9 protein-coding genes are annotated in these 14189 nt (G+C 48.6%); 6 read left to right on the top strand and 3 right to left on the bottom strand.

The window, feature by feature from the left end; translation table 11 throughout:
* Window positions 1-75: 75 nt before the first annotated feature.
* A complete protein-coding gene (gene mrcB, locus M988_RS03810; RefSeq protein ID WP_064572912.1) occupies window positions 76-2649 on the top strand; it encodes a bifunctional glycosyl transferase/transpeptidase in 2574 nt (857 codons plus the stop codon).
* A gap of 180 nt (window positions 2650-2829) precedes the next feature.
* On the opposite strand, the gene ompC is transcribed toward mrcB, so the two are convergent.
* Window positions 2830-3969, bottom strand: coding sequence for a porin OmpC (gene ompC / locus M988_RS03815; protein ID WP_008814556.1), 1140 nt, complete (start codon window positions 3967-3969; stop codon window positions 2830-2832).
* A 700-nt stretch (window positions 3970-4669) separates the two neighbouring features.
* Here ompC and fhuA point away from each other — a divergent pair.
* The 4 genes from fhuA to fhuB all read left to right on the top strand — a co-directional run bounded on the left by fhuA (window position 4670) and on the right by fhuB (window position 10696).
* The gene (gene fhuA / locus M988_RS03820; RefSeq protein WP_008814555.1) at window positions 4670-6847 is read left to right on the top strand and encodes a ferrichrome porin FhuA; all 2178 of its coding nucleotides are present in this window, start codon (window positions 4670-4672) and stop codon (window positions 6845-6847) included.
* 77 nt (window positions 6848-6924) lie between these two features.
* The gene (gene fhuC / locus M988_RS03825) at window positions 6925-7722 is read left to right on the top strand and encodes a Fe3+-hydroxamate ABC transporter ATP-binding protein FhuC (RefSeq protein WP_039190113.1); all 798 of its coding nucleotides are present in this window, start codon (window positions 6925-6927) and stop codon (window positions 7720-7722) included.
* 26 nt (window positions 7723-7748) lie between these two features.
* Window positions 7749-8666 carry a Fe(3+)-hydroxamate ABC transporter substrate-binding protein FhuD gene (gene fhuD / locus M988_RS03830; protein WP_039190110.1) on the top strand — a complete coding sequence of 306 codons (918 nt, stop codon included), beginning with the start codon at window positions 7749-7751 and terminating at the stop codon, window positions 8664-8666.
* On the top strand, window positions 8663-10696 hold the full coding sequence (fhuB, locus tag M988_RS03835) for a Fe(3+)-hydroxamate ABC transporter permease FhuB (RefSeq protein WP_064572914.1): 2034 nt from the start codon (window positions 8663-8665) through the stop codon (window positions 10694-10696). Before fhuD ends, fhuB begins: the two co-directional genes overlap by 4 nt.
* Before the next feature lie 67 nt (window positions 10697-10763).
* Here the strand turns inward: fhuB and M988_RS03840 are convergent, their stop codons facing one another.
* Both M988_RS03840 and M988_RS03845 read right to left on the bottom strand, forming a co-directional pair.
* Complete coding sequence (locus tag M988_RS03840) at window positions 10764-11537, bottom strand: DUF2076 domain-containing protein (RefSeq protein WP_064572916.1); 774 nt, start codon at window positions 11535-11537, stop codon at window positions 10764-10766.
* A gap of 263 nt (window positions 11538-11800) precedes the next feature.
* Window positions 11801-12841: an aminopeptidase gene (locus M988_RS03845; RefSeq protein WP_064572919.1), complete on the bottom strand. Its 1041-nt coding sequence runs from the start codon at window positions 12839-12841 to the stop codon at window positions 11801-11803.
* A gap of 412 nt (window positions 12842-13253) precedes the next feature.
* On the opposite strand from M988_RS03845, the gene cysD reads away from it, so the two are divergent.
* Window positions 13254-14162: a sulfate adenylyltransferase subunit CysD gene (gene cysD / locus M988_RS03850; protein WP_004094410.1), complete on the top strand. Its 909-nt coding sequence runs from the start codon at window positions 13254-13256 to the stop codon at window positions 14160-14162.
* Window positions 14163-14189 lie beyond the last annotated feature (27 nt).

Here is a 14189-nt window from a genome sequence, read left to right on the forward strand (position 1 = left end):
TGAATTTCAGAGGTTTCCTCTTCCCCCAGTGGACCGTGAGGAACAGATTAGGCGCCAATGCTGGAGAACTGAATAATGTCTAGGGATGATGATCGCGAGCCGATCGGACGTAAAAGTAAAAAGGGGGGGAACCCGCCTTCCCGTAGAACGGCTTCCAATCGCCGCCGCCGTTATGACGACGACGATGATGACTATCGCGATGATTTTCGTCGCAGCTCGGACTATCACGACGAAGACGAGTATGAAGAAGATGATGATTATGAAGATGATGACAGAGAGGACGATGTGGCGCGTAAGAAGGTGAAAAAACCGCGTAAACGCAGACTGCTTGGATTACTGATCAAATTAGCGCTGATCGTCTTTGTACTATTGGCGATTTACGGATTTTATCTTGATCAGCAGATCCGCGCGCGCATCGACGGCAAAGTCTGGCAGTTGCCAGCCACCGTATATGGCCGCATGGTCGATCTAGAACCGGGTATGTCCTACAGCAAAAAAGAGATGGTGAATCTGCTGGAAGGAATGCAATACCGCCAGGTTAGCCGTATTACACGTCCGGGTGAGTTCTCGGTGAACGGCGATAATATTGATTTGCTGCGTCGACCGTTTGATTTTCCGGATGGAAAAGAAGGGCAGATCCACGCGCGTCTGGTGTTCAGCAACGATCGTTTGAGTCAGATCCAGAACATGGACAACCAGCGCCAGTTTGGTTTCTTCCGTTTGGATCCTCGTTTAATCACCATGCTGCAATCGCCGAACGGTGAGCAGCGTCTTTTTGTCCCGCGTAGCGGATTCCCAGACCTGCTGGTGGATACGCTGATCGCAACGGAAGACCGCCATTTCTATGAGCATGACGGGATTAGCTTCTACTCTATCGGTCGTGCCGTGGTTGCCAACCTGACTGCTGGTCGTGCGGTACAGGGTGGGAGTACGTTGACTCAGCAGTTGGTGAAGAACCTGTTCTTGAGTAACGAGCGTTCTCTGTGGCGTAAGATCAATGAAGCTTATATGGCGCTGATCGTCGATTATCGCTACAGCAAAGATCGGATCTTAGAGCTATATCTGAACGAGGTTTATCTTGGGCAAAGTGGGAGCGATCAGATCCGTGGTTTCCCGCTGGCTAGTTTGTATTACTTCGGACGTCCAGTTGATGAACTGAGTCTCGATCAGCAAGCGTTGCTGGTGGGGATGGTGAAAGGTGCTTCGCTGTATAATCCGTGGCGCAATCCTACATTAGCGCTGGAACGTCGTAACTTGGTACTAAAACTGCTGGAAAACCAGCAGGTTATTGACAAAGAGCTTTATGACATGCTGAGCGCACGTCCTCTCGGTGTACAGCCTAAAGGTGGCGTGATTTCACCACAGCCTGCATTTATGCAAATGGTTCGCCAAGAGCTACAGCAGAAACTGGGCAGCAAGATAAACGATCTGTCCGGTGTGAAAATCTTTACCACGCTAGACCCTGTGTCTCAGGATGCGGCAGAAAAAGCGGTAGAGGATGGAATTCCTGCCCTGAAAGCGGCACGTCATGTGAACGATCTTGAAGCCGCAATGGTAATTGTTGACCGCTTCAGCGGTGAAGTTCGTGCGATGGTGGGGGGCGCTCAGCCTCAGTTTGCTGGCTTTAACCGAGCGATGGACGCTCGTCGTTCGGTCGGCTCTCTGGCTAAGCCACCGACTTACCTGACGGCGTTGAGTGAGCCAGATAAATATCGTCTAAACACGTGGCTTGCGGATCAGCCCCTGTCATTGAAGCAACCTAATGGCAGCATATGGCAGCCGAAAAACTACGATCGTCAGTATCGTGGTCAGGTGATGCTGGTGGATGCGTTAGCAAACTCGCTTAACGTACCAACGGTAAACTTGGGCATGTCTGTGGGATTAGATCAAATCAGCGCAACTTTGCAGCGTTTGGGCATTCCTAAGGATGTGATTAATCCAGTTCCATCGATGTTACTGGGGGCTATTAGCCTTACACCAATGGAAGTGGCGCAGGAGTATCAAACGATTGCAGGCGGTGGTAATCGAGCACCACTATCAGCCGTACGCTCGGTGATTGCAGAAGATGGCACCGTGCTGTATCAAAGCTTGCCACAGGCGCAAAGCGTAGTGCCTCCTCAGGCGGCTTATCTGACATTGTATGGCATGCAGCAGGTCGTGGCTCGTGGAACATCACGTTCTCTTACTGCGAAGTTTGGTAACTATCATTTAGCTGCGAAAACGGGGACTACGAACGATCTGCGCGACAGCTGGTTTGCCGGCGTAGATGGTAAGGAAGTCACTATTGCTTGGGTGGGGCGTGATAACAATGGTCCAGCTAAGCTAACTGGGGCGAACGGAGCTCTAACCTTATATCGCCGCTATCTAGAAAACCAAACTCCTCTGCCGTTGAATTTGGTACCGCCAGAGGGCATTACCACAATGAGCATTGATGGCTCAGGTAACTTTGTGTGTAATGGCGGTGGTTTGCGGACTCTTCCGGTTTGGACAGAGAACCCAGAGGGATTATGTGCAGCGTCAGCGGCCCAGCAACCTGCCACTCAGTCACAGCAACCTCAGACTGAAGGGCAGCCATCTCAGCAGCCACAGGAACAAAAAGGTAGTGATGGTGTTGCGGGGTGGATAAAAGATATGTTTGGTAGCAACTAGCTACTGCTTGCCGAATAAAATAAAAGCCTCCATTCGTTGGAGGCTTTTTTATTAGTTAAGTCATGAATAATGTGCTTGGTATCAAATGAATTTCCAATGAAATTCCCTGATCGTTAAATAAGCAAAAAACGGGCAGCTTGCGCTACCCGTTGCATTCAATAAGATAAAAATCAGACTAGATTAGAACTGGTAAACTAAGCCAACACCAACAACGTCGTCTGTTGTAATACCCGCAGCACGAGTGAAGTCATTGTCGTTCATTAAGTTGATTTTATAATCAATATAAGTAGACATGTTTTTATTGAAGTAGTAGTAGGTACCGACTTCAATGTAATTTACTAAGTTTTTATTGTCATGGCGGCCATCGCCAGCGATGCTGCCGAGGTCTTTACCTTTGGAGTAAACATAACCTAAGGATGGACGCAGACCAAAGTCGAACTGGTACTGTGCGGTAAGTTCAACGTTTTGCGTTTTGTTGGCAATATACCCGTCGGTATCACCAAATGCAGTCATGTTCTGAGTTTGAGCATACATTGCCGCTAAATAAACGTTGTTAGCATCATACTTGGCACCAATGGTCCAAACGTCAGCAGTGTGACCACCTGCAGTAGAGTCGAACTCTTGATCGTGGGTACGGTTTGACGTTGCGAAAGAGGCACCGAAGTTCAGGCCCATTCCGGTATCATAAGTGGTTGAAACACCAAAACCATCACCGTTTTGGGTTGAGATTTTGCGCTCACCATTATTCGTACCGTTGTTACCTTCAGCGCCGCCATTGTCGTTTGCGCCTTGGTATTGCAGAGCAAAGTTCCAACCTTCAACCAAACCGAAGAAATCACTGTTGCGGTAGGTTGCCATGCCATTGCCACGGGTATTCATGAAGGTGTCGGTTTGCGTGTAGCTATCGCCACCGAATACAGGCAGCATATCGGTCCACGCTTCAACGTCGTACACGACGCCGTAGTTACGACCATAGTCAAATGAGCCGTAGTCACCAAACTTCAGACCAGCAAAACCTAAACGAGTGGCATTACCGCTGGTTCCACCAGTAGAACCGCCTTCGGTGTGGTTTGCTTGAACGTTATATTCCCACTGACCAAAGCCTGTGAGCTGATCGCTGATTTGAGTTTCGCCTCTGAAACCTACACGCAGGTAAGTTTCATCACCATCATCACCTTTGTTTTCAGAAAACTGATGACGGGCATCGACCTTAGCTTCCAAATCTAACTTATTGCCATCTTTATTATAAATTTCTGTAGCATTTGCCATACCTGCCAGTAATAAAGAAGGAATTACCACCGCTAGAATTTTACGCTTCATTATCATTTCCTTGAATTGACGCTTTTGTATTATTCTTATTCCTTATTATTTATAAGGATTCCTTTTAAGACATGAGCAGGATAAGTCGCTTGGTTATTAAATTACAATATGGTTCATAAAATAAATAATTAATTTTGTGACGGGGGCGGTAAATAGTATTGATATCAATACTATTTTGTAATGCTTTAATTTTAACAATGTTTTTATGTTATAGATTTTGTGTTTTCTTACTTAATTTCATTAGTGATTTCATTTATTTAATCTGTGCTTAAATTTAAATGTCATTTAATTTAATTGATATGGGAGATGGAAGAGAACGCTACACAACGAGGGCGAGCCACGCCATATGGATATAGGCAGTTGATGGTTTTCATACTACAAGAAAAAATAAGAAATATACTTCGTATTTTAATTTGTTATTTGTATGCGTTTAATTAAATTATTTTTGCAAACCAAATATAACATCCGCATAACGTTGAACGACATCCTTTTCATATTTTCCTATCCAATAAACCTCCACTTTTGGATAGTTCCTACCTATTGATTTATCCCATAATAAGTTAAAGGTTATTTTTTGTGCCCTTGATTCTTATAAGGACGAAATTTGCTTGAACTTTACATTTGGTTACGCATAAAATGCGATCTTTATAATAATCATTCTCGTTTACTTTATTATTTATCTTTCGCCAGAGAAACCAACATGACTTTACCATCGTTCAAATATTCCCGTACTAAGGTTGCAGTTTCTATTGCTGCCAGCCTAGGCATGTGGGCTACATTCGCCAATGCTGCTGATACAGCTGAAAAAAATCAGGCAGATGACACTATGGTTGTGACTGCCGGCGGCGGTGTTGAGCAGGAAAGCGCATGGGGTCCATCTCCGACAATCGCGGCTAAACGTAGTGCAACAGGGACGAAAACTGATACTGCTTTGGTTAAAACTCCTCAGTCAGTTTCCGTGGTGACTCGCGAGCAGCTTGATACACAGCAGCCAGCGTCAGTCAAAGAAGCATTGAGTTTCACTCCTGGCGTGATGGTAGGAAGCCGTGGTAGTTCCAATGTCTATGATGCTGTTTACATCCGCGGTTTTGGTTCTGTTAACCAAAACGAATATTTGGATGGTTTAAAGCTTCAGGGGGACTATTTTAATGAAGCCTCTATTGACCCATATTTCTTAGAACGCGTTGAAGTATTACGCGGTCCTTCTTCAGTCTTGTATGGTAAGAGCAGCCCAGGTGGGATCGTGTCTCTTGTCTCTAAGCGCCCGACAACAGAACCCCTCCGTGAAGTACAATTCAAGATGGGCAGCAATAGCTTATTTGAAACGGGCTTTGATTTCAGTGATGCGCTTGATGACAACGGTGAATATGCGTTCCGTTTGACGGGGTTAGCAAGTGATGCTAACGATCAGCAAGAAATGGCTAAGGTTAAACGCTATGCAATTGCGCCATCATTCAGTTGGCAACCGAATGAGCATACTAACCTGACGATAATGTCATACATCCAAAACGATCCAAATATGGGCTATTACGGTTGGCTGCCAAAAGAAGGAACCGTCCAGAAAGCGTCTTTTGGTCGTTTGTCTCCTGACTTTAACGAAGGTGAATCAAGCAATTTCTACTCCCGTCAAACTCGTATGGTCGGCTACAGCTTTACCCATGACTTTGATGATACGTGGACTGTGCGACAAAACCTGCGATACATGCAGTTGCATACCAACCAAAATAACGTTTATGGCGTTGGCGTGGATGCAACCAATGATACAGTTCTGAACCGAAACTACATTTTGTCCAATGAACGTTTGAATAACTTCACCGTAGATACTCAGGGACAGGCTAAATTCGGTACTGGCGATGTCGACCACACGCTTTTAATGGGCGTGGACTATATGAATATGCGTAACGATATTGTTGGTGGGTGGGGGACTACAACCCCACTAAACCTTGCTAACCCACAATATGGAAATGACAATCGTAGTCCGTTAAATCCAACAAGCAAAGTCGATGGTCAAGAACAGGTTGGTATTTATCTGCAAGAGCAAGCGGAATGGAATCAATGGATTCTAACTGCAGGTACGCGCTATGACTGGGCAAAGAGTACCGTTGAAGATCGTGTAGCGAATACTTATGGTAAGCAAAATGATCACCAATCTACTAGCAGAATTGGGCTGAACTACCTATTTAATAACGGTATTTCTCCTTATATCAGCTACGCGCAATCATTTGAGCCTAATATCGGTGCTGGCTACGACAAGAAAATGTTCTCTCCCTCTAAAGGGGAGCAGTATGAAGCAGGGGTGAAATACATTCCTGAAGATCGCCCAGTTTCAGCCACTTTGGCTTTGTATCAACTGACCAAGTCGAACAACTTGGTGACGGATACAGAGCATGCCGATAAAGGCTGGTATCAGCAGCAGACAGGCGAAATCCGCTCTCGTGGTGTCGAATTTGAAGGCAAGGCTGCGTTGACCACGAATATTAACCTGTTGGCGTCATATACCTATACGGATGCTGAATACACCAAAGATACGACTAATCAAGGAAATACACCGGCAATTATACCTAAGCACATGGCGTCTCTGTGGGGGGATTACACTTTCCACGAAACAGCGCTGAGTGGGCTATCGGCAGGTGCTGGTGTGCGTTATGTCGGCTCCACTTGGGGTGATGAAGCTAACACGTTCAAAGTCCCTGACTACACGATTTGGAATGCGATGATTAAATACGATCTGGCTCGTTTCAACCTACCTGGTTCATCGGTGGGTCTGAATGTGAACAATCTGTTTGATAAAGAATACGTTTCTAGCTGCTTCGCAACCAATGGCTGCTTCTGGGGCGCAGAGCGTCAGATTGTTGCTACAGCGACATTCCGTTTCTAAGATGTACTCTCAAGGGTGCGGGTCAACCGCACCCGTTCTTTTATACAAAGAACATAAGACTAAAGGTCATACCGCAATTGAGTAAAACGGCGATTTCCACCCCATCTACCTTCGCTTTACAACAGGTTAGCTTTACTGTCCCTGGGCGCACATTGCTGCAAAATGTCTCTCTTACGTTCCCCCAAGGGCAGGTATGCGGCCTGATTGGTCATAATGGCTCGGGCAAATCTACGTTGTTAAAAATGCTTGGCCGTCACCAATCTCCTAGCGAGGGACAGATTCTGTTAGGCACTAAGCCGCTCGCTGATTGGGACAGCAAGGCGTTTGCGCGTGAGGTTGCTTACTTACCACAGCAACTTCCGGCCGCTGAAGGTATGACCGTGCGCGAATTAGTCGCTATCGGTCGTTATCCTTGGCACGGTGCTTTGGGGCGTTTTCGCAGTGAAGATCGTGAACGAGTGGAAGAGGCAATTGCGTTGGTCGATCTCAAACCTCTGGCTGGACGCTTGGTTGATAGCTTATCCGGTGGCGAACGACAGAGGGCTTGGTTGGCAATGACCGTAGCGCAAAATAGTCGCTGCTTATTGCTTGATGAACCCACTTCCGCACTGGATATTGCGCATCAGGTTGAAGTTCTGGCACTGATCCAACGTCTCAGCCGCGAACGCGGTTTAACCGTTATTGCGGTGTTACACGATATTAATATGGCTGCACGATACTGCGATTATCTCATGGCGCTGCGTTCCGGTGAGCTTATCGCTCAGGGTACACCGGACCAAATCATGCAAGGTGAGGTGTTAGAAAAAATCTACGGTATTCCGATGGGAACGCTGCCGCATCCAAGCGGTGGTGCTCCGGTGAGCTTTGTTTTTTGATGATCGTTTTCTGATGAGCATTACCCATGAGCCGTTTTAATTTTCCCGATTTAGGGCGTCGCCGTTTCGTGATGGCTCTGACTTTATCGCCGCTCTTGCTGCCTCTAGCCGCGCATGCATCGCTAAATTCTAAAACAGAATTTCCCGATCTGAACCGGATCGTGGCGCTCGAGTGGTTACCGATAGAGTTGCTGATGACGCTCGGCATAACACCTCTTGCCGTAGCGGAAATTGCCAATTATCGTTTGTGGGTACAAGAGCCTCAGTTAGCGCCTTCGGTACTCGATCTGGGGAATCGTACCGAACCCAATATGGAATTACTCCAGCAGATCGACCCCTCTCTGATTCTCTACTCTGAAGGCTTTGGTCCGTCGGTGCCAAAGATGCAAACTATCGCTCCGACGATGGGATTCTCCTTTAACGATGGTTCAGGCACACCGCTTAAGCTTGCTAAACAATCGTTGCAGAATCTAGCGGCAAGACTGGGCATTCCAGAACGTGCCACCGCGCATTTGGCACAGTTTCAGCAACGTTTGGCGCAAAGTAAACAGCGTCTACGTCCTTGGGATAAAACCCCGCTGCTGCTGTTTACGTTGCTGGATGCCGACCATGCGTTAGTTTTTGGCAAAGGCAGTATGTTCCAAGAAGTGATGGATGAACTTGGTTTAAAAAATGCGTGGACGGGGGAAACTAACTTCTGGGGAAGCGCTATTGTCGGCATTGAACAGTTGGCGACGGTATCACCGCAGTCACAGGCTATTTTCTTCAGCCATGGTAATGACGCATTATTTGCTCAGGTACAGCAGACGCCTTTGTGGCAGGCGTTGCCATTTGTTCGTGCCAGAAAAGTGATTAGCCAACCGGGCGTTTGGTTCTACGGAGCGACGCTTTCAGCTATGCGTTTTTGTGATTTGCTTGAATCGGCGCTAGGAGCAAAATCATGAACGCCAGAGTTAATCATTCTCAACGTAAAAATGCCCAACATAAAAATGCCCAACATAGAATCTTGCTTTGGCTGATTCCGCTCTTACTCGCGCTGCCTGCGCTGGCCTTGACGCTGTTTAATTTCCATCACCAGCTACCGGTTAATCAATGGTGGCAGGCGATGACCACGCCTGATATTAATAATATCCAACAGGTTGTGATGCATTACAGCATTTTGCCGCGCGGTGTGGTGTCTCTGCTGGTTGGTGCAGGTCTTGGCCTAGCGGGGCTGCTGTTCCAACAGGTGCTGAAAAACCCACTGGCTGAACCCGCAACGCTGGGCGTTTCTGCTGGTGCGCAGTTTGGTGTGACGGCTGCGATACTGCTGGCTGTAGCCCCCGGAAGTTGGATGATGCAAGTTGCCGCGTTGCTCGGCGCGGTGTTAGTCGCGCTCATCGTGTTTGGATTATCGTGGGGCAAACGTATGTCTCCGGTAACGTTAATCCTTGCAGGCTTGGTCATGGGGCTATACTGCGGCGCACTTAATTCCCTGATGGCGCTGTTTAACTATGAATCGCTACAGGGCATGTTCGTGTGGGCGAGCGGGGCGTTAAACCAGCACGATTGGCATAATGTTACCGACCTTGCTCCGCGCTTGTTGGTCGCCTTCATTCTCTCTGCGCTGCTTATTCGCCCTTTAACGCTCCTTGGTTTAGACGACGGTGTTGCGAAAAATTTAGGTTTAGGTTTGAGCTCTGCGCGTCTCGCGACCTTGGCTTTGGCGGTTTTGATCAGTGCCCAAATGGTGAATGCCGTTGGGGTTATTGGTTTTATCGGTTTGTTCTCCCCACTGCTAGCACGTATCTGTGGCGCTCGCCGTTTGTCTCAACGCCTAGTGATGGCTCCACTGATCGGCGCTTTACTGCTCTGGTTAACCGATCAGGTTGTGCAATGGTTAGCAGTGGTTTGGCATGAAATTCCAACCGGCTCCGCGACCGCGTTGATTGGCGCGCCGGTATTGCTGTGGTTATTGCCTAAGCTGCGAACCCGCGGCAATGTGCCTGATATGAATCAGGGCGACCAAGTCGCGCCGGAGCGTCATCATCTTTGGCGCTGGATGATCGTAGGCATGGTCTTGCTTGCGCTTGCACTGCTCATCGCGCTGCTGTTTGGGCGTGGCAGCGAAGGTTGGTACTGGGCACAGGGCATACAGATTGAAGAGATGATGCCGTGGCGCTGGCCGCGTGTGATTGCCGCGTTAGCGGCAGGCATGATGCTGGCCGTTGCGGGAACCATGATCCAAAAACTCACGGGAAACCCGATGGCGAGCCCTGAGGTTTTAGGTATCACTTCTGGTGCGGCACTCGGCGTATTAGTACTGCTATTGCTGGTTCCAGGCAACGCGTTCGTTTGGCTACTCCCGGCTGGCAGTCTCGGTGCGGCGCTCACGCTACTGTTGGTGATGATTACGTCGAGTCGAAACGGTTTTTCTGCCCAGCGAATGCTGCTGGCGGGGATCGCCGTAAGCACGGTTTTCTCCACGCTCGTTGTCATGGTCTTGGCGAGCGGTGATCCGCGTACAGGGATGCTGCTGACGTGGCTGGCTGGTTCAACCTATGGCGTTGACGGCGCTCAGGCGTTGCGTACCGCTGGAGTGGCTGCGGTATTGATTGCCGTGACTCCGCTTTGCCGACGCTGGCTGATGCTGTTGCCGCTGGGATCTGTCACCGCGAAAGCCGTTGGCGTGGCGCTAATGCCTTCTCGGATAACGATTTTACTGATTGCCTCTGCGCTCACGGCGGCGGCAACGCTGATGACGGGCCCGTTAAGCTTCGTGGGGCTGATGGCCCCCCACATGGCACGTATGTTAGGTTTCAAACGCGCCATGCCACAACTGATGATCGCAGCGCTTATCGGCGGTTTCCTGATGATGTTTGCGGATTGGTGTGGACGAATGGTGATGTTCCCTTACCAAATTCCAGCCGGTTTACTTGCGACCTTCATTGGTGCGCCATACTTTATTTTCTTGCTACGCAAGCAGGCGAGATAGAACTCATTTCAAATAGATAAAAAACTAGCCGCATGGTGCGGCTAGTGTTGATGTTTAGCTGTGAGCGTTAGAAAAACGAATCATCGTCGTTGTTATTGTCGCTATCGTCGTCGCTACCAAAACCTGAATCGAAGAACCCGCTGTCCTGTCCATTTTGATTGGACGTATCATCCTGCCAATCAGCATTCTGCAAGTCTGGCTGAGTGTTATCAGGTTGCGCATTATCCGCTTGAGTGAGATCGGGCTGGGCTGAATCGGGTTGAACCATGTTGTTGTCTTCAACCACGTTCACAATCTCTTCTGGCTGGCTGTTGCGGAACATACCTGTCAGCATATCGGCAATCACAACGCCCCCAGCGACACCCGCCGCAGTTTGTAACGCCCCGCTTAAGAAACCGCTGCGACGAGACGGTGCCGCAGCATAGCCATTATTGGCATAGCCGCTGTTAGCAGGATTGTTGTTAGCATAATTGCTGTTAGCGTAGTTTGCCGCACCAGGAATGGGTTGGCTGCCGCTGTTTGGAGCCGATGTTGGTCGAGTCTCGCTGCCGCCGCCAAACAAACCTGCCAGAAAACCACCGCTGCTTTGACGCGGCTGACTTTGCAATTGAGTCACCTGCTGCTGTAGCGCATTCACCTGATCGTTCAGACGCTTAATTGCCGCTTCTTGTACCAGCATTGCCTGAGCCATGTAATAGGGCGCCGCAGGCTGTTTAGCGATACATTCCTGAATCAAACGTTCTGCCTCGGCATCCCGAGGCCCACTGCCTGCTTCCGCCTGCTGGATTCGGGAGAAAAGATCGGAAATAACGCGTTGCTCTACGGATTGTTGCTCTGACATAGGAACCTCAACAAATACTTTTGCCAAAAATGGCGATAAAACCCAATCATCTTGAGATTAATGTAATGGCGATACATCAAAGATCAATATGAGTTAACGCTTTGTCACAAAGGCAGAGGTTTCTATACAGACAGCCCATAAAGGGATAATGCTGTTCACTTAAGAGATACAGGGGGGGTTACGGAACACATCCATGTGTTTCCCCCTAAAATCAGGCTCACGTGAATGGCATTACCATAAACGAGGGCTGCTGGTGGGGCGCATTACTTGGCGATTTCTTGCACCAGCGGCAGTAAAATTTTCACGCTGTCACGAGTGCGAGCTTTGATTCGTCCCGGCAAATTCTTGTCCAGATACTGAAGGTTGTCATACTGCGGCTGATGCCAACTGGTTCCTGCAGGGAATTGCGCTGTTTTATTCGTTTGTTGATAACCCTCTTTTTTGCTCAAAGATCCATTGCTGGCTTCAACGGTCAACACGGGAATTTTGGCTGCATCAAACGGCATTTGAGCAGAGCAACAGCCGTTACCCTGCGGATAATGCTCGCTATGACCATTATTGATCGCGGCGTGAATACCGAGGCGTTTTGCCAGCTTAAGCGCACGATCGCGGGTTTTTTCGGCCACGGCTTTCGGCGTGTTGACGCCGCTGTGGAAATAGAGCTTATCACCGGTAATTAACGAATCGAGGTTTATCACCAACAGGGTATTGGCTTTGTCGGTTTGGCTCATTCTGCTCAGATAATTTTCTGCCCCCTTGTTACCCAACTCCTCTGCGCTGAGTGCGAGAAAGCGGACGGTGGCCTTGGTTTTTACATTACGCAACCGCTCGGCAAGTTCCAGCATTACGCCAACGCCTGAGGCATTGTCATCCACGCCCTGTAGCGTTAAACCGCCCAGATTATGGTTCACATCGTCATCGCTCAGCGGCGTATAGGTATCCAAATGTGCGACGATTAAAACTTGTTTGTCTGTTGTCCCTGGTTTTACCGCAATGACGGAGGTGGCATTAACATTATGCCAATCTTTTTTGCCTTCGTTTGAGGTGTAAATGTATCGGGTTTTGAAATCTCTTAAATCACTTTGATAGCCCATCGTTTGGAAGCGTTGATTGACGTAATCGGCCATCATCAGCTCTGCTGGACTACCCGCCATACGGCCGGGAAAATAGGTGGCAATATGGCGTACTTCTTGTTCGGCAATTTTGCCAACGGGCTGATGAGTGACGCCTGCGGCTGAAACCGTAAAGCTACTGCTCAGGCATAAGGCGGCACACACCAGTTTAAGGGAACGGCAGGAAAACATGGGTAAAGCGTCCTTAGATCTGCTGAGAGCTTGAAAGGCGATCAACAGAGTAATAATCAGGGTGATAAATCAGTGTAGGTAGTATGAAGTCTCTACTGTTATTAAACAATTTCTAGCGTTCTTAAAATTTAAGGAAATGTTTTATTGTTTAATCTTGCGCTATCTAGCCTGCCTGCATATTTCTTTCGGTTATTTCAAATACCTTTTCGTCATTTCATTTGCGTTAAGCTGACGTCTTATAGTGCCTCTATTCTTCGCCCTTGACGTTACAGCTGCGTTCACCCACCGCAATGCCGGACAGAGTTTTACGGCCGCTTTCGACAGGCTGCTTTGCTGTAACATCAATGGCTTGGGAAAAGAGTCCGAGGCGCCAGCGTGGCCTTCGGGAGAATTTCTGGCTTAAGGATCGTCCATGGATAACCAACGACTGACTCACTTACGGCAGCTCGAAGCGGAGAGTATTCATATTATTCGCGAAGTGGCTGCAGAGTTTTCCAACCCTGTCATGATGTACTCCATCGGCAAAGATTCTTCGGTGATGTTGCATTTGGCGCGTAAAGCATTTTATCCCGGCACGCTGCCGTTCCCTTTGTTGCATGTTGATACCGGCTGGAAATTCCGTGAAATGTACGAGTTTCGTGACCGCACCGCGAAAGCCTATGGTTGCGAACTTCTGGTACACAAAAACCCCGAAGGGGTTGCTATGGGCATCAGCCCGTTCGTGCATGGCAGCGCCAAGCACACCGATATTATGAAAACCGAAGGGCTGAAACAGGCGCTAAATAAATATGGTTTTGATGCCGCCTTTGGCGGTGCCCGTCGTGATGAAGAAAAATCTCGGGCCAAAGAGCGGATCTACTCATTCCGCGATCGCTTTCATCGCTGGGACCCGAAAAATCAACGTCCTGAGCTATGGCATAACTACAACGGACAGGTAAATAAAGGGGAGAGCATCCGCGTATTCCCGCTTTCCAACTGGACCGAACTCGATATCTGGCAATACATCTATTTAGAGAATATCGATATTGTTCCGCTTTATTTGGCTAAGCCACGCCCCGTACTTGAGCGTGATGGCATGCTAATGATGGTGGATGACGATCGTATCGATCTGCAACCGGGTGAAGTGATTAAACAGAGAATGGTGCGATTCAGAACCTTAGGCTGCTGGCCACTCACCGGAGCGGTAGAGTCTCAGGCACAAACGCTACCGGAAATTATCGAAGAAATGCTGATCTCAACCACCAGCGAACGTCAGGGCAGGATGATCGACCGCGATCAGTCTGGGTCGATGGAGCTGAAAAAGCGCCAAGGTTATTTTTAAGGATTCGCTTGAAGAAATTAGCTGAGG

This window comes from Hafnia paralvei ATCC 29927, from assembly GCF_001655005.1.
In the GTDB taxonomy this organism is placed as follows: Bacteria; Pseudomonadota; Gammaproteobacteria; order Enterobacterales; family Enterobacteriaceae; genus Hafnia; species Hafnia paralvei.